At 26.5% G+C, this 17,127-nt stretch carries 18 protein-coding genes, 2 pseudogenes and 1 riboswitch; of the genes and pseudogenes, 10 read left to right on the top strand and 10 right to left on the bottom strand.

Annotated features, from left to right (window positions below; genetic code table 4):
* Positions 1 to 74: 74 nt before the first annotated feature.
* The 3 genes from EXC45_RS03940 to EXC45_RS03930 all read right to left on the bottom strand — a co-directional run bounded on the left by EXC45_RS03940 (position 75) and on the right by EXC45_RS03930 (position 1,542).
* The gene (locus tag EXC45_RS03940) at positions 75 to 656 is read right to left on the bottom strand and encodes a M3 family metallopeptidase (protein ID WP_165163228.1); all 582 of its coding nucleotides are present in this window, start codon (positions 654 to 656) and stop codon (positions 75 to 77) included.
* A gap of 312 nt (positions 657 to 968) precedes the next feature.
* Positions 969 to 1,322: a hypothetical protein gene (locus tag EXC45_RS03935; RefSeq protein ID WP_129693822.1), complete on the bottom strand. Its 354-nt coding sequence runs from the start codon at positions 1,320 to 1,322 to the stop codon at positions 969 to 971.
* Positions 1,288 to 1,542 carry a hypothetical protein gene (locus tag EXC45_RS03930; RefSeq protein WP_129693821.1) on the bottom strand — a complete coding sequence of 85 codons (255 nt, stop codon included), beginning with the start codon at positions 1,540 to 1,542 and terminating at the stop codon, positions 1,288 to 1,290. The genes EXC45_RS03935 and EXC45_RS03930 overlap by 35 nt, the downstream gene beginning before the upstream one ends.
* Positions 1,543 to 1,628: 86 nt before the next feature.
* Positions 1,629 to 1,792: riboswitch (Lysine riboswitch) on the bottom strand.
* Positions 1,793 to 1,906: 114 nt separating this feature from the next.
* Here EXC45_RS03930 and EXC45_RS03920 point away from each other — a divergent pair.
* From EXC45_RS03920 to EXC45_RS03910, 3 genes are all read left to right on the top strand, one after another.
* A complete protein-coding gene (locus tag EXC45_RS03920) occupies positions 1,907 to 2,509 on the top strand; it encodes a hypothetical protein (RefSeq protein ID WP_129693820.1) in 603 nt (200 codons plus the stop codon).
* Positions 2,510 to 2,774: 265 nt separating this feature from the next.
* Positions 2,775 to 3,161 carry a hypothetical protein gene (locus EXC45_RS03915; RefSeq protein WP_129693819.1) on the top strand — a complete coding sequence of 129 codons (387 nt, stop codon included), beginning with the start codon at positions 2,775 to 2,777 and terminating at the stop codon, positions 3,159 to 3,161.
* 16 nt (positions 3,162 to 3,177) lie between these two features.
* Positions 3,178 to 3,483 carry a hypothetical protein gene (locus EXC45_RS03910; protein WP_129693818.1) on the top strand — a complete coding sequence of 102 codons (306 nt, stop codon included), beginning with the start codon at positions 3,178 to 3,180 and terminating at the stop codon, positions 3,481 to 3,483.
* 66 nt (positions 3,484 to 3,549) lie between these two features.
* On the opposite strand, the pseudogene EXC45_RS03905 reads toward EXC45_RS03910, so the two are convergent.
* The 3 genes and pseudogenes from EXC45_RS03905 to EXC45_RS03895 all read right to left on the bottom strand — a co-directional run bounded on the left by EXC45_RS03905 (position 3,550) and on the right by EXC45_RS03895 (position 5,928).
* Positions 3,550 to 4,727: pseudogene (locus EXC45_RS03905) on the bottom strand (transposase).
* 183 nt (positions 4,728 to 4,910) lie between these two features.
* A complete protein-coding gene (locus tag EXC45_RS03900) occupies positions 4,911 to 5,231 on the bottom strand; it encodes a hypothetical protein (RefSeq protein WP_129693817.1) in 321 nt (106 codons plus the stop codon).
* A gap of 511 nt (positions 5,232 to 5,742) precedes the next feature.
* Positions 5,743 to 5,928 (bottom strand): hypothetical protein, encoded by a 186-nt coding sequence (locus tag EXC45_RS03895; RefSeq protein WP_129693816.1) that lies wholly within the window; start codon positions 5,926 to 5,928, stop codon positions 5,743 to 5,745.
* Between the two features lie 1,339 nt (positions 5,929 to 7,267).
* Between EXC45_RS03895 and EXC45_RS03990 the strand changes: the two genes are divergently transcribed.
* From EXC45_RS03990 to EXC45_RS03985, 3 genes are all read left to right on the top strand, one after another.
* The gene (locus EXC45_RS03990) at positions 7,268 to 7,435 is read left to right on the top strand and encodes a hypothetical protein (protein ID WP_165163226.1); all 168 of its coding nucleotides are present in this window, start codon (positions 7,268 to 7,270) and stop codon (positions 7,433 to 7,435) included.
* On the top strand, positions 7,413 to 7,913 hold the full coding sequence (locus EXC45_RS03890; protein ID WP_129693815.1) for a coiled-coil domain-containing protein: 501 nt from the start codon (positions 7,413 to 7,415) through the stop codon (positions 7,911 to 7,913). Before EXC45_RS03990 ends, EXC45_RS03890 begins: the two co-directional genes overlap by 23 nt.
* Positions 7,914 to 8,809: 896 nt before the next feature.
* Entirely contained in the window at positions 8,810 to 8,950 is a 141-nt protein-coding gene (locus EXC45_RS03985) for a hypothetical protein (RefSeq protein WP_165163223.1), read from the top strand.
* Positions 8,951 to 9,386: 436 nt separating this feature from the next.
* On the opposite strand, the gene EXC45_RS03980 is transcribed toward EXC45_RS03985, so the two are convergent.
* On the bottom strand, positions 9,387 to 9,545 hold the full coding sequence (locus tag EXC45_RS03980; protein WP_165163221.1) for a hypothetical protein: 159 nt from the start codon (positions 9,543 to 9,545) through the stop codon (positions 9,387 to 9,389).
* A gap of 80 nt (positions 9,546 to 9,625) precedes the next feature.
* Between EXC45_RS03980 and EXC45_RS03885 the strand changes: the two genes are divergently transcribed.
* From EXC45_RS03885 to EXC45_RS03870, 4 genes are all read left to right on the top strand, one after another.
* Positions 9,626 to 9,841 (top strand): hypothetical protein, encoded by a 216-nt coding sequence (locus EXC45_RS03885; protein ID WP_129693814.1) that lies wholly within the window; start codon positions 9,626 to 9,628, stop codon positions 9,839 to 9,841.
* 642 nt (positions 9,842 to 10,483) lie between these two features.
* Complete coding sequence (locus EXC45_RS03880) at positions 10,484 to 10,687, top strand: hypothetical protein (RefSeq protein WP_129693813.1); 204 nt, start codon at positions 10,484 to 10,486, stop codon at positions 10,685 to 10,687.
* 92 nt (positions 10,688 to 10,779) lie between these two features.
* Positions 10,780 to 11,247 carry a hypothetical protein gene (locus EXC45_RS03875; protein ID WP_129693812.1) on the top strand — a complete coding sequence of 156 codons (468 nt, stop codon included), beginning with the start codon at positions 10,780 to 10,782 and terminating at the stop codon, positions 11,245 to 11,247.
* 229 nt (positions 11,248 to 11,476) lie between these two features.
* On the top strand, positions 11,477 to 12,523 hold the full coding sequence (locus tag EXC45_RS03870) for an IS30 family transposase (protein WP_223213876.1): 1,047 nt from the start codon (positions 11,477 to 11,479) through the stop codon (positions 12,521 to 12,523).
* Positions 12,524 to 13,638: 1,115 nt separating this feature from the next.
* On the opposite strand, the gene EXC45_RS03865 is transcribed toward EXC45_RS03870, so the two are convergent.
* The 3 genes and pseudogenes from EXC45_RS03865 to EXC45_RS04075 all read right to left on the bottom strand — a co-directional run.
* Positions 13,639 to 13,902, bottom strand: coding sequence for a hypothetical protein (locus tag EXC45_RS03865; RefSeq protein WP_129693811.1), 264 nt, complete (start codon positions 13,900 to 13,902; stop codon positions 13,639 to 13,641).
* Between the two features lie 1,023 nt (positions 13,903 to 14,925).
* Entirely contained in the window at positions 14,926 to 16,086 is a 1,161-nt protein-coding gene (locus EXC45_RS04080) for an anhydro-N-acetylmuramic acid kinase (RefSeq protein ID WP_129693740.1), read from the bottom strand.
* Between the two features lie 3 nt (positions 16,087 to 16,089).
* A pseudogene (locus tag EXC45_RS04075) lies at positions 16,090 to 17,122 on the bottom strand (DUF871 domain-containing protein); the annotation flags it as partial.
* Positions 17,123 to 17,127 lie beyond the last annotated feature (5 nt).

Here is a 17,127-nt window from a genome sequence, read left to right as displayed (position 1 = left end):
GCAAAGGTGTTTTCATCAGAATATTTAATTTTGGATTAAGTGAGTATTTTTTCATGTTTTCAAATAAATTTCACTTAAAGATTTGAAGCTTGAAAAGCTTTTCCTTCTTCGATAGCTTTATATAGGTTATATTCATAATTTGATCATTCTACCTGACGCATAACTGTACCAATGAATCCAACAATCATATTTTCTAAAATTTGGAATTTGAGTTTTTTGTCATTTGAATGTTTTAATAAATAATCAAAAAGCATTAACTCATTGTAAATAGAAGCAATTTCAGCAAGGAAAATTGGATACTCACTATTTGCAATGGTTTGTCGAGTGTCTGAAAAGTAAGAATGCATTGAATGCCCTAATTCATGCGCTAGTGTTTCGACGCTATCTAAATCACCTTTAAAATTCATCAAAATATACTTTTTATTTAGTCCATATGATGAACCAATTGAGTATGCCCCTCCACGTTTGGAATTAACTGGCATAAAATCAACTCAATTTTCATCTAATGCTTTATTAATTTGACTCATGTATTCATTTCCAAAAGGTTTAAATGATTCTCTTACTAATTCTTTAGCTTCTTCAACTGAATATGAAGCTTTAACATTAACAAGCAATCTTTTGTTATCTCAAGGATTAAATTTTTCATTAAATTTCATCTTGTAGAATTTTGCATGTGCTTGTTTGAATTTTTTAAAACACATTTTTACGTTGCGAAAACTTCTAAGTATAATCTTTGAAGAATAGCGTCAGATACTTTGTCATCATAAGTAAGCATATGAGTTGCACTATCGTAATTACGCAATTTAGCATTTACGGTGATGGTTTTAAAGTGTTGGTATAAAAGTGAAGCTAGAGATTCTTTGTGTTGTAAAAATGCTTTAATATAGTTTTTATAAGCCCCTTTACGAAGTGAAGCGTCATTTGATTTAAGGAATTCGATTCGATTGGTTGGGTTTAATTTATGTTTTTTACCTTTTGAATCTGTGATGAAACCATAATCTAATTCGCTGTTGGTTAAAATTGAAAAGACTTGATTTAATGAAGGATTTCCAAATGATTGTTTTTGAACGTATTCTTCAACTTCATCAGAAAGTTTGTGTTTTAAAATCTAAAATCGCATTTTCAATTGAGTGTTTATACTCTTTAAGTTCAGGAGTGTCTTTTCAGACTTTAAGTTTGTCTAAATTTTGATAAAAACGATTACTTTCGCTTCCGAATTTTGCAAGTAATTGTTCATTTAGAAAGTCAAATTTTTCTGATAGTTGCTTAAATTGTGGATTAACTACATTAGTAGAAAAGATTATTTGAAACGTAATTTTCAATTCGATAACTTAAAGCGGTTTGTTCTTCAGATAATTTAACATCTACTAAATATTCCTTTAAAGAGTTATATTTAGAATCTTTAATTGTAATTCTTTGCTCAAATAAATTTTGATATTGCTCAATTAAGGTTTCTATTGTTTGCCCTTGTAAAATATCCTCTAAATCAAATCGATATTGTTTTGGCACATCTTCGTATTTACTATATTGTTTGACTTTCACATTCACCTCACTAAAATGAAAAAACAAGGTTTTGCAAGCGATAAATCATGCAAAATCCTTGTTAAATGATACTTAACAAAATTTTACAAATATTTAGCGCCAATGGTTTCCCAAAGAGTAGAAATCTTTTATGCTTTTCTACCAACAAGTGAAGTTGCCACTTCAGTTGTTTCGGCTTTTATGTCCTTTCACTAAGTTACGCATGCCTGCTAGCTTAGATACTATTACTAAAAGCTCCTCTAATGTTTTGCATTAACCTAAGATTTTTAATCTTAAACAAATGTTTGTTTTTTCTAATTAATTATAGAACAAAAAAGTGTTTCAAAAAGAAAAAATTCTTGATTTTAAATATAATTATTTCTCAATGCAAATAGTTTTTTTAAGTTGATTTCACAAAAGTATAATTGCTAGCGAATTTGTTGGTGCATTTTTTATTACTTTTGCCGCTTGTGTTTCAATGTTTATTGCTTTAAGAAGTAATAAATTTGTTTTTAGTTATCATTTTACGCATCCATGAGCAATTTTGATTGCTCCTATTTTAATTTATTTGATTGCGTTATTTTTTGCTTCTAAAGGGGATTTAGTTGTGATAATTGGCAATCCAATTAATTTATTTATTAATTTTTTTAAACTATTATTTAATAATTTTGATCTTAATTATTTCAAAGGTTTTTTTAGTATTTGTGTAATCCAATTTAATGCAATGTTATTTGCAGTAATTTTATATAAAGCCATTTTTAAAAAGATCGCTCCCCAAAATTATGTACGAAAAATTAATAACAATCCAGACTTTACTATGCATACTTTCAAAGAATTTGCTACATTATTTATCTTATGCGCGTCAGTGGCGGTGTTTGGTAACTGATTGCTGACAAACAATTTATCTTTATTTTTCCTTAATAGTGCAATTAATGCTTTAATTACAGGTTTAATGCTATTTTTTACTAAAAAAAGGATATTTCACTAGTAATTTAAATGTTTTATATGGAGTTAATTTTATTTATTTAATTAATAAACAAAAACTTGAAAAAGCACTTTAGCTTTAGTAATTTCAACTTTTACAACGATAATTTTTTGCGCTTTTTGAGCGTTAATGTTGACCTTATTTAATTAAAATAGTACTCTTTAAAGAGTCTTTACAGTTAATAAATATCAACTTATAATTTATAACTAAATGTATTTGCTATAAAATATAAATAAGAAGCTAATGGAACAAATATTTTTAACTTGATTTGATAAGAAAAATCATCAGCGAGTTTGTTGGTTCTTTTTTTATTACTTTTGGTGCATGTTTATGCATGTTTGTGGCTTTAAAAAGCTCTAAAAAATATTTAAAATATCATTTTACATATCCTTGAGCTACTGCATTAACTCCGATTGTAATTTTTATAACAGGATTGCTTGTTAGTTTAAATGTTAGTGATACAGTAGTAATAGGAAATCCAATTAATTTATTTATTATCTTTTGTAAATTAATAATCACCAATCATAATGGAGCATATTTTAAAGGTTTTTGCAGCATTATCATAATGCAACTATTAGGAATTATTTTAGCTGTTATTTTATATAGGGCTTTATTTAAACGAATCGCTCCTCAAAATTATCTAAAAAAATTATAGCGATCCAGATTTTACTATGCATACTTTCAAAGAATTTGGAACCTTATTTGCCCTTTGTGGGAGCGTGGCATTATTTGGACAATTGCTTTTTGCTAATAATTTCACATTATTCTTTGTGAATGCTTTTTTAAATGGATTTATCACCGGTGTGTTGTTGTTTGTTACTAGAAATCATGGATATTTCACTAGTAGTTTGAATGTATTGCTTGGAGTGAATTTTATTTATTTAATTAATAAACAAAAAACTTGAAAAAGTGCTTTAGCCTTGCTTATTTCTACTGTCTCTACAATTGTTTTTTCTATTTTTGAGCACTGATTTTAGTGTGAATTGGGTAAATTACTGCTTTAAAAAAAGAAAAGATAAACTAGGACACAAAAGTTGGACAGTTTAAAAAACACACACATCTCAACATTGTTGAGGTGTTTTTCAATCCATTTGAGATTGAAATCTATCATTATTGTATCAATTAATATAGTTTGTTATTAATTCATTTAACTCTTCAAATTTCATATATTTTACTTTGGGGTCATTTAAACATTCACTTTTAATAACTGAGAAAAAATATTCCGCTTCTCTATTATCTAATGAGTTTCCAATTCTTCCCATTGATATTTTTCCATTATTTTCAGAAATGATCTTTTGATACTCTTTTGAAGAATATTGAAAACCATGATCTGAATGAATTATTCATTCTCGATCGAATTTAATATGCTTTATATGATTTATGACTAAATCTAAATCATTGTTTTTGCTCAAATTTCAATTTATTATTTTCTTAGTTTTGTGATGAATTGCTATGGATAGATAAAAATGATTACCCATTTCACTATAAATATTAGGAATGTATGAAACATCTGTAGCAATAATATTGTTTGTTTTTCCGGAAAAATCTCGTTTTACCAAATCTTGAAATTTAACATTTAAGTTTTTAATTTCTCTTTTTCTTTTTGGAATACGATAGAACATTTTAGTTGATTTTGCATATTCTCCTATTTTTCGATAATTTATTGCATTTACCATATTTTTAAGAATATAAATTTCAAGTCTTTTTCTACCGTATCTTGATTATTTTCAAAGAAAGATTAACAATCAAATCAATTGTTTCTTTATCTTCAGTAAAACTTCTTCCTTTTGAGTTAAGTCGTAATAATATGTAGATTTCGGATTCCAATTCTTGAGTTAAAACTTTGGCACTTAACTTTTTGCCCTTTTTTTTAATTCTTCTTTGAATTTCTTTTCAGATATTTCTGGAAAAATCTCTCTGTATATTTTCACTATTTCTTCTAGATCTGTTCTTGAGTATTGACTAGGGTCAGGTCTTTTAAAGGTCTTCCAGAACCCTTCCTTTCTTTGGGGCAGTTCCTGTTTTGGATACCAAAACATCTTCATTAGTTTGAAATCATTTATATTTTTTTCTAATCAAGATCTAACATAAGGGTTCTTCAATCTTTTTGAAACTGGCTTTTAGTCAAAAATAGATATTCACTGTATGAAATTATGTTAGATTTATAATTTTGATATAACTTAAATCATTCTTTTCATTCTACGGGTTTTAACTGTTTCATAATTTCTCCTATAAAGATTATATAAAAAGGACAGAATGTCCAATTTCTTGTCCTAGTTTAAGAACCCGAAAATGAGTTCTTTTTTTACTTGCTAATTTAAAGTGTTATATTTTTGAAAAACTAAATCTCAATCTGCTTTATTGTGTTTTATATATGCTTGAAAATCTTCTTTGGTAGCATTTTCTAAATCTTCAAATAAAACCTAAGTGATCTAGAAAATGATCAATATCTATACCTAACATTATTTATCTTCTTCAAACTCCAGTGTAGAAAAATAATTTTACTTTCAGGACACATTGTGTCTTTATTTATTTCCACTCTTTGAAATGTTATATCGTAATTAAACTTATTCTCGCTAAAATTGTGAATTAGCAAATTAACGATGTTTTTAGCATCTTCAAAATTTAAATTACTAATTTCTTCAAATTCTTTGCTTTTATACAATAAAGAAAATTCTTCTGTATCCATTACCAATATATTTGTTGTATCAACATATTTATTCATTGTGGTCTTAACTTGATAGTTTATATTCAAAAGCTGAGGTATTTACCTCGTTTCAAAAGTGTACATATTAAATAAATGTATATTCTCCATAATAAAAGGCCACAAATGGTTTTACATTTTTTAATAAATCATTAATAATTAACCCGTTTTTGTCAAAATTTATGCCTTTATTTTGCATGTAGTTTTTAGTGTTTTCTCATTCACTTTGTTCTCCTCATTTGCGCTTATACGCATAAAATTATATTATTTTATAAAGTCACTTATTCATGCATAAATATAATTAAAACACCTTTTAGCTCAATAATTAATATTCGGATAACAGTATTCAACGAATCAATTTATTTTCCGAATATGTGGGATTATGCTTAGAGTAAGTTTTAAAATTAAAACTTATAGATTTATTCTTAAATTGTTGTTGTAAAAAAGAACGGTGAATTTTTGTTATTTTACTTATAAAAAAAGTAAATGTTTTATTGATTTTGACTATTTTCTTTTTCTTCTTTTATAGCTTCTAAAGCTCTAATTTATATTTTCTTTTTATGGCTTCTCATTCATTTTTATTGGTCTGAATATATTTTAAAAGTTGTTGATCATCTATATCTTGCAAGTCTTCAAAAATATATCAAAGAGACTCATTATAAGAAAATGCGTCCATATAATCAAGCATTTTGTAAGCTTCAAATTTGAGAGTTGACAAAATAATTTTACTTTCAACTATAAGGTATCTTCATTGATTTTATTCTTTGAAAGTGATGTCATAACTTGCTTCACGTTCTTTAAAATTATCAATTACCATTGAAATAATTCCTTTAGCATCAATTAAATCAAGTGAATCAATTCTTGATAGTTTTTTTGATCATAGAAAAATCTAATTCCTTTCATTAATTAAAGAAGCTGAAGTAATTTTTTAGTGATTTATTTTGTCATAAAGTAAATCAAATTCTTCAGTATGCATCACCATAAGGTTGAGGTGTCAATTATTGATTATATGCACTGTCTTTATTTTGAATTTCATATTCAAAAGGCATTTTAACTCTGTCTTTTGATGCTGTTCATTTATTTAAATAAAATGTATATCTCCATAATAAAAAAGAACAAATACTTTTAAATTGTTAACTCATTTTGAACTTTAATTGATTGTTATCAACATTTGTTGCTTGAGATTTACTAAATTGTTTGCCTTTGGTTGCTCATTCGCTCTCCTTTTGTTAATAAGACAATTGCAATTTATTGGCGATCTTGCTATTTGGTTTGTGTTCGAGTTCTTTATTATTTCGATATTTCTCAATAATATTGAGTCAATTATTTTTTCTCTCTTGAATTAAATCTTTCATTTGTTTATCATCTAAAGATTCGAAATCATCTAAAACATATAAAATGAATCTCTACAATGATATGACTCTTCATCTAGAAGTTGCTTTGATAGTTTGATTGGCAAAGTTGAATAAACAGCTTTGCTTTCTGGAAATTTTCTTGATTTGTTTAGTTGAACCTTTTGTATGGTTTTGTCAATTGCTGATTTTTACTTTTGAAATTTTTTTGAATCTTTTTGATTACGTTAACCATATCTTTAATTTCCAGATCTGAAATTTCTGTAAAATCAACATTTCATATACATAAATCAAATTCTTCAGTATCCATTATCAATATATTTGTTGTATCTACTCAATATTCATTTAATTTTCGGTATGTTTTATTTGATATTTAGATTCTGAATTATCTTTTGATTTTAGAAAATACATATTCAAAAAGAATGTGTATTCTTGATAATAAAAAATGACAAAAGGTTTTACTTTTTCTAACAATCTTCATTTCTTATGTGTATTTTATTAAAAACATTATCTTGTTGTTGGTTTTCATGTTTTTCTTATTCCTTGTATTGCGTTTTATACGCATTAAAATTATAATATTTTGTTTTGTATTTTTTTAAATCCAAAACCTTCAGAAAGTGGACAAACAATAAATTTATCCAAAATGGTCTAACTTTAAACAAAATGATATACCCAATTAGAAACGTATCTTGTAGAAGGATAAAAATGCAAGCAGTTAAAACAGAAAAAAATAAAAATAAGAAATGATGATTTATTGGAGCAACCGCTGCAGGAATTGTTGCAGGAGCTAGTTTGATTTTATGGGGTTGTGGTCAAGCACAAAATAAAAAAGAAATGAAAAATATAAGCAATGCTTGATGGAGTATATGCTAAAAACCAAAGCGATTATTCAAGGTTTAATTTCAATTGGAGATTTGCAAAATGATATGAAAGATGCGTAATGATGCAAGACTCAAAGTGAAACATTGAATTATTTAAGAGAACAAATCGCTCAAAAGAACAAGCATTACTAAAACTTGTTGGAAGTAAAATTACAACTCCAAAGATAAAATATTCAAACACAAGTGAGCTAGGAAAATTAAAAAGCGAACTACAAAGTTTACAAATTGAATTTGAAAAAGTCTCTTTACAAAGAGACAATTTACTCAAAGATAAAGCAAGTTTAGAAGAACAACTTAATCAACTTAAAACAGAAAGAGATAACTTAAAAGTTCAACTTCAATTAACTATTGAACAAAACAATGAAGAAATTGCTCGTTTAAATACCATCATTGCAATGCTTGAAAATGATAAAGAAGATTTACAAAACCAAAACAACTCTTACAAGAACAACTTCAAAGTGCTAAAATAAAGTGCAGAACTTGAAAGTGTGAAAAGAACTATTGAAGAGGAAATTGCTAGTAAAGTGAACAAATTAATGATTTAGAAACTCAAAACCAAACTCTAAAAGAACAATATGTTGATGTGTTATTAGAGCTATATAAAGATGTTAATTTACACACAAGCACATATAAAGAGATTTATCAATATCTTCATGATTTGATTATAACGAACTTTATGAAGGAGATAATCAACCTTGTTCAGATGTTAAGAAGGTCTTGTAAACGAGTGTTCATATGAAATACCAACCAAAAACTTTGAACAGTGAAGTTCAGAAGAACAACAAATGTTTAACGAATTAGAGCAATATTATGATAATGCTGATGTAAAAAGTAAATACCAAGATAAATTAAATAAAGACTTTACAAAGTTTTAATCAACAAAGGAGAAAAATTAGTTAAACATATCAAGATTTTTTCTTTGCAACTCCCGATGCTTTAAATAGACTTTTAAATACTGTAAATCAAAAATTAAAAGACACAAAAGAAATTTTACATATGCTAAATCTTTACTTGTTCGTTTAATTGGAACAGATAATGTCAAGCAGATATTAAGGAAAATGGAGAAGGAGCTTTTGAAGGAAGTATTGTTGATAAACTAAGAAACGCATTGCTCAACTTGAACAAGAAAAGAAAATAACTTAACTCAAATTCAAACTTACAAGAAGAAAAACAAAACCTTCAAAATGATAAAACCAGACTTGAAAGTGAAAAAACTGCTCTTGAAAATGATTTACAAACAAAAGAACAAAGAATTGCTCAATTTAGCGATCAAGTTCAAACATTAAATACAACAATTACAAATTTAAATAACGAAAAAGCTCAACTTCAACAAAGTTTATCCGAAAAAGACACGCAAATTCAAACTTTGCAAGAGCAAGTTTCAAACTTACAAGAACAACTAAGAAACAAAGAAACTCAAATCAAGATCTTTCAAATCAACTTCAAGCAAAACAAAATCAACTTCAAGTTCTTCAAAGAGAAAAGAGCAATTGCAAAGTCAACTTAATACTTCAAATTCTAACTTAACAAAAGCTAAAGAAAATTAGTTGAGTTAGCAGGAACTGATAATTAGATTTTAATTACGGAAAAATGGAGAGAATGTAATACTGATAGTATTGTAAAAAGATTAAAAGACAAACTCATTACGACAAGAGATTCTAACACTTCTCTTCAACAAAAATTAGATGCACTAGTTCCAACATTAACATTGCAAAGTAGATATGAAAAACAAGAAAAATCAGTGATTACTTAATCAAATTATCTTCACAAAATGGTTTACAAAGCAAATCAACAGTTAATTCGTTCGCTAATGAAAGTTCAACTATTTCAATTATAAACGAACAGAGAATAATGATCCATTAGAAATTACACTTATGCATTACCAAACGATTTAATTCATTTACTAATATTGTAATTGACTAGAAAAGATTTAAAAACTTATTCTACTGATGGTAATTATGTTGCAGAGAAACTTGAATTATACCAATTAGTTCGCTTTCAACAGAACCTTCAAAAGAAATTGATTTTAGCACATATTCTTTAAGTTCTGCTAACTCAGAAGTTTTACCACTAATGCAATTATTTAGAAAATATAAATACACTGCACGAGAAACGAGAACAGAGAGATATTGATATCGCTATGCAGGGTTTCAGGAGCAGAAGGAGACCCAGGAACAGGAGAATGAAGAGAAAACAAATCACTGAAACCAAAAATTATGATGGTTATGCAAAAGAAGATCTTAATGTTTCTTTAAAAAATAAACTAATTGTGAAGAGAAATGGAAATTCTCTTTCAATAGATATTAAAGTTATTTCAGAAATCACTAAACCTTATTCTCTTTCAGATACAACAGAAATTTTAGTTGCAAACCCAGAAGAAAACCAAACATACTTTTAACGAACAGAAATATTGAAAAACAAACACAAGAATTTTAAATATCACTTTACAGTAGTTTTAAGTATTATGAACAATACTTAACAAGCAGTATATTTAAATATATGAATGATCTAAATTAAAAAAATCTCATTAATTACTCCTTTAAGTATCTTTCCTTTAATTACTTTCAGTTGTTCAACTAATCAAGAAATCAAAAAAGAAGAACCTGTAAAAGAAAAAACTTATGAGAACTTGAAAGAGAAAGACAATTAAAACTTTATGAACAAAATAAAGAATATGCGAACGATATTTTAAGATCAATTCAAGTAAATTTGAAAAGCAAATACCTGAACTACAAAAGTTAATCAAAACATAAATGATTTTTATAACAATAACTATGCTAAGTTATTAAATAAAGATTTAAAAACATATTATTTAAATTGAAAATCAGAACTTAATAATGTAATAAATGCAGTTATTGCTCATTTAAAAGGTATTATTGAAAGAAAAAATTCTGGTATTAACACAAATAATGATAGTTATCAATATTCTTCTTGCTTTCTGATATTGCAAAAGCTTTAAAAAAATGATAATTCTTCTTGAATTGAATTATTTGACAAACTTAATTACAGTGGTTTTGATTTTACTCGTTATGATGTATGGTTGAAGTTAAAAGATTTGTTTAGTTTAGATAAACTAAATGACTTATTTGTTTCTTTTAAAGAAGATGCTTGAATGATTTTTGATGTTAAAGATAAAGTTGATTTAGATTTTTTAAATTCTAAGTGAGATTTTAGACAAAACTATAAAACTGAAGAACAAAAAATAAAGCAAAATCAGAATGAGACTTTGTTTTACTTAAATTAAGAACACTTGCTAACAACAGTAAAGACTTAGTATATGAAAATGAAGATAAAAACCCTTCTAAAACACAAGAACTTTACGAAAAATATTTTACTTTGGTAAGAGACATTGTTCCAACAATAGCTTCAAGAAAATGAGATTTTGATATGCAAGTAAAAGCTTTAACTAAATACTTAGTTGTTAAAAACTTTTATCATACAGGTCAAAAAATGATAAATAAAGTTTACCTAACTCTTAAAAATGAAGAAAGTATTTTTAACTGTCAAGCTTATTCAGAATTTATGTTTTTATCATTAAATGCTCTTGGACATAAAAACAACATTCAATTCAACGGTGATTATTATTTCCCTAACGGTAAATGATTACCACACGTTAATTTAAACTATGATAACAACGGTAAAGTTTATGTAATTGATGCTACTTTCGCTGATCAATTTAACACTAAAAACCCAACACTAAGTGATTACAACAAAGTTAATGTTGACATTAACAAAAACATCTTAATTCCAATTGAAGAGTATCAAGCAAGACTTAACGCTGTTACAGAATTCTTAGGTTATTAAAGATAATTGAAATTAAGAGTTATCTCTAAACATAAATCAAATCACACAACATTTACTAGGTTATAAGTTGTGTGATCCCCGATTGCAATCCGTATCGCAACATCTTTTAAGTAAATTAAAGGGTGGGGCGATTTTTTTAAATAGAAAAACCTCCCCATAATATTTCTGACCGGGAGGCAATATAAATCATAACAAAATTGACTATCAAAAAAGATTGTTAATTGAAATATTGCTAAAAAATAATGAATATTCTTTCAATGAAATAGCAGACAAACTCAAAATTCACAGGATTTCTCTATATCATGAAATTAAGAAAAATTCAGATCTGTATGGGTATATAGCTTGTTCGGCACAAAACAAACATGACATTAGAAGACAATGATCTGAACAAATCAAATTAAGAAATACATTTGAAAAATATCTAGAATTTTCAAAACTTTTTCTTAGTAAATTTGACAAAAAAACATGAGGCGTCGAGGTTACCTATTTAGTGATTACTAACAATTATCCAGAAGTAAATCATCCTTCCTTAAGAACGGTTTTTAATTGGATTAATTCAGGAATATGAGTAATAACTAGAGATGACAGACTCAGAAAAATATACAAAAAAGGTAGAAAAAGATATATTAGCGCAGTAGAAAGATTAGTAGGTAAAAGATGAGTTGTTCCTTATTGAGCAAGACCTTCTAAAATAGATGATAGAACAGATTTCGGTCATTGAGAATTAGACTTAATAGTCGGTAAAACCGGATTAAAACAAAATCATTTATTAACTTTCGTTGAAAGAAAAAGTCGTTTTGGACTAATCAAAAAAGTTTATTCGAAAGATCCTTGAAAAATATTGATAACTCTTTGAGACTTAATTAAAGAATACCGATTAAATGTTAAATCTATCACTACTGATAATGGCTTTGAATTTAACAAACTTTTTTACTTGGGTTATAGATTGAAGATAAAAATATACTTAACAGATCCGTATGCTTCTTTTGAAAAAGGAACTATCGAGCACTATAACGGAATAGTTAGAAGATTTTTCAAAAAACGAACTAATTTTAATAATGTCTCTGATGAAAAAATAAAAGAAATTCAAGACAAAATTAATCAAATGCCAAGAAAAATTCACGGTTACCTTTCCGCTGACGAGATATTTTTCGATTTAAATTACTACAAGGAAAAGTGAAATCCAATTCCTATGGAAGAAAAATTATTTACAAAGATCCAAAGAAGAAGACCTAGCAATACTTCAAGAAACAAATTTTTCAAAAATAAATATTAAAAAAACGATCCTTTAAGCAAAAAAGGATCGAATTTTTTTGTTTTCTTCCATGTTGCGATACGGATTGCATTTAAGGATCACACAACATTTACTAGGTTATAAGTTGTGTGATTTTTAATTAAATTCACAATAACAAGTAGAGATTATCAAATGTGCAAGTTGATTTCATTTGGTTTAAAAATCAGTAAAAAAATCAATTTTAAATCATTTAAAAATGAGTCACATTGCGAAAGTAAAAAATCACTTTTTTCAAGACCTAAAGGCACCGAAATTGCAAATAGTAAAAATTGATTTTAAACTTTCAAAAAACAAATAACAAAAACAATCAAAATCGTCTACATTAAAGTTATACACCGAAAGTACTTTAAGTCCAAAATTTATGGAGATTAGTCAAAAATGCGATAGCTACAAAATCCTAGAACATTGCTCTTCGTGCACAGATTCGCACACCCGCATGGTTTTAAGCGAGAAATAGTACCGGCATATTTTTTTAGTTTGTCAATTGATCCTCAATAGCATTTACTTATAGTAAATGTGAGAGTAATTTTTCTACTTTAAAATCAGAAAAATCAGTCGTTTATGATTTATGTTTTTGAACTAAAAAAATCATTTTTTTAAATAAAATTTTTTATTTTTACATTTTACTTTCGATTTTATTTACATTTAGAAATAAGTTTTTTAAACTTTCGTTTTCTTTTATTTAAATATTTTAGGTTTTTAAAAACGTGTTTTGAAAGCATTTTTATTCTTTTTTTATTAATTTTGTCAAATTAAACATCTTAATATGTATTGGTTTTTTGTTTTGGAAAAACCTTTTTATTAAGTATAAAACTATTAAAATTAGTAACTTTTTTATCGAAATTTTAAAAAAGAAAAATACAGGGAATTCCTGTAAAAAATTAAAATACATCGCTGAAATTGGTTTGTTATCATGTTTGTTTTCTATTTATGAAGGTTTCAAAAAATCAGTACAAATCTAGGTAAGAAGAAAATCTAAAACAAGTATTCCTAAAAGAAATAATACTTTTATTTTTTAAGATTGAAGTTAGTCCCTTCAACGCAAAAGGTAATTCACAAATTATTATTAAAATAAATGTTAACTATTTCCTGGTTTTTTATTGTGAATCATCATTTAAATTTACTTCAAAATAATCCTTAATTATGCCAATATAAGTCGCATTTGGATTCTGATTGGATTTTGTTTCTATTTGTCTATTAAATTCAGATATTACTACTTCTAAATCCTTTTTGTTTTTGAATAATAAAGAAGATTTCTTAACAGTTTTTTCATAAACTGTCATATTAGTCAATTCAAAATATTTTTTCAGCACATATTCAAAATTTTCACTTTTATATAAAATTGTGTCAATATTAAACACCCCGCTAATATATTCTTTGACCTCGCTTAACTTAAATTTTTCCTCTTCTATTAAGTAGATAATTTTAACTTTTATATTTTTGGTATTTACACCCTTATTTATAAGTTTTTTTATCTCTTCTAATTCTTCTATAATTATTTTTTGCTCGTTAAAATTTGCATTAGATATAATAATATAATTGTTTTTATGAATAGAAAAAATAATAAATTATTTCATTTAAATAGTTATCATTTTCGTTAGAAAAAAATATTTGTTCTTCCCTAGAAAAATTCAATACCTTTAATATAAAATTTTTTCAATTTCATTTTTACTGTTTTTGTTCATCTGAAAAGTATTTTATAAAGAAAAAATCCAGATCCTAAAAAGCTTCCGATTAATAAATATATTATGCCCACAAAGATAAAAGTATTATAAAACGGGGATCGTGGATTTATATAGGCAGATATTATAATGTTATCGAAATTATAAGATATAACGAACAAAACCGCAAAGAGTATAGCAAATGCTATATAAATTGAAATTGAACGAACAAAATCAATAATCGTTCTTTCTTTTTGAAAGTTATATGATGCGTTAGGTTTTTTATAATTTTCTATTTGATTTGATAATTTTTTTATTAACCTCAAGTAAGATTCATTAATGTTGGATGAATTACTTTTAAAATCATCTTTCAAATCTATATATCAAAGTTTAGGAGGTTTAATATGTCCTAACTGTCACATAGATATAACGTTGTAATCAATTCTTAAATTGTAGTAAGTTTCAATTGCTAATTTGGCATCTTCGGTGTTTCTTGTTATAAATGCATGACTATCACTATTTCCTTTAAAATATAATGTTTTTAGTTTATTTCCATATAAATCTATTAGTTTTGCATCACTTTCTTTCTTAACTTTGTTTCATAAATTGTTTAATATATCACCTTTTGTATGATTTAACTTTCTTTTTTCTTCATATTTTAATTATACTCGTATATAAAACTGAAACACATTTAAAAAGACAGGAACTATCCTGTCTCAATAATTAAACTAATGCGATTTTTCCTAAAATAGAGAACTTTTTAGCACCAGTAGCATTTGGAACATTGCCTGGTAATTTTTGCAATGTTAAGTATCCAAGAACCGCAAAAGCAATTGCTTCTTTAGCGTCAATATTAATGTTTAAAACATTACTTTGATTTACTGGAATATCTAAAGGCTTAAAATATTCTTTTAATGCATTCATTAAATAGATATTATTAGCTCCTCCGCCAGATACATATATTTCTGCTTTTGTATCGTTAGTTAAAACATAATTAGTATAAGCATGATAAATGCTATAAGCAGTGTATTGAGTGAGGGTACTTACAACATCTTGGTGAGGTATATTTTCAAACCCAACTAAAACATCATTTAAGTATTCAATTGAGTATCTTTCTCTTCCAGTGCTTTTAGGAGGTTTGATATTTAAATAATCAGTATCTTTTTGAATTAATTTTTCAAGCAATGCTTTGTTTACTTGTCCACTTAAAGCAACTTTAGCATCTTTATCATAACCTTGATTGTAGAATTTTTGCATTGCTAAATCAATTAAGATATTTCCAGGTCCAGTGTCAAAAGCAAATATTTCATTAATATCTTCTTTAACCACCGTTACATTTCCCATTCCACCAATGTTTTGAAGCAATCTAATGGTGTTTGGTTTTTTAAGTAATAATCAATCTGGCATAGGTACTAGCGGAGCACCTTGGCCTCCGTTAGCCATATCAGCCGGTCTAAAATCACCAATGGTAGTAATACCCACTTGTTGAGCAAGTACTGAAATATCACCAAGTTGCAATGTTGATTTGACTTCATTTTCACTAGGGTCAATTAAATGATAAATAGTTTGTCCGTGAGTAGCTACAAAATCTACTTTAGCTTTATCAAGATTGTATTTAGCAATAAAATCATTTACAGATTGAGCGTAAAAATGTGCGATTTCAAAATTAAGCGAACACATAAAGCGTGAGTCAAATTCTTCTTTAAAAGATTTAAGAATCTTAGCTTTAAGTGTTTGTGGATATTCGACAATATCAAAGTTTATTAACTGTACACTAATGTCTTGTGGATCACTTGAGTTTTGCTTAATATTAACATAAGCAATATCAAGTCCATCTAAACTAGTTCCACTCATTAAACCAATGGCGTAATAATTATTTTTCAAATTGAACCTTTCAAGTGGTTTTAAATAATCTAAAAGAATTAATTCTTCTTCAACTATTTCTCCAACTTTATTTTTTCCTAAATCAACATTTTCTTGATCTTGTAAAATAATTTGCAATTCACCTTTGTATTGACCATAATTATCATTACAAATAACAACATCACCTTTTTTAAGTAATTCAGGTGTAATTAAAGGAGTAAATTTTTCGTTTTTATATTTAACTCTAGATTGGGTTGATCTTACACTATATGCGTTAGTATCGCCTCTTCTAAAGTGAGGTTCATGAAATAAAATTGTATTTTCAATAGCTGTATTATGAATGAGAGAGTCAGATTTAATTTAAAGGTAATGTAATGTGGAGATACTTTTGCAAATGCTTGTAATTCTTCATCTGAAGCAAATGCATCTCCAATGATAATATCATCAATTAATTTGGTTGCATACAAGAATTTTGCTTGCGCACTAAGAGATTTGTTTCTAAGTAACTCAAGAGAGCAAAGTCCATGTGATAAAGGTCATGGTCCTACAGTTGCATGTTTTGAAGTCACAAACGCAGCGGTAGTAAGTCCAAAATTTTAAATTTTGTAGTAATTCTTGTAAAGAAATCTAAATCAAGTCCTGTATATTTTTGTGGATAAAAATTATGTGAGGCAATTAGATTTTTTACATTAGGATGATTTGACATAATATTGTCTAAATATTTATTATCATTTGAAATATTAATTTCGATTTTTAAATCTTGTGGGTTATAAGTCATATCAGCTTCTTTACGACCATCAAACCCCATATCTAAACGAATTCCATCAGCACTTAATTCTTTAAAGAAAGTCAAATCATTATATGAAGCTCCTAAAGTATCAAAAACTCTCGGATTAACATCTAAAATTACTACCATACCTAATGTATGTGCATAATCGTTAATTTCTTTGAATTCACGCTTAATTTCTTCTTTATCTTTTGTCACACTAAGCAAGCATGAAAAGATTCTTTTAATTCCTAAAGATGAAGCTTTTTGTAAATAAGCAAAAAATTTCATCTTTA

It is taken from the genome of Mycoplasmopsis columboralis (genome assembly GCF_900660675.1).
GTDB lineage: Bacteria > Bacillota_I > Bacilli_A > Mycoplasmatales > Metamycoplasmataceae > Mycoplasmopsis > Mycoplasmopsis columboralis.
The sequence above is the reverse complement of the archived record's forward strand: the minus strand, read 5'-3'. Positions and strand labels throughout refer to the sequence as shown.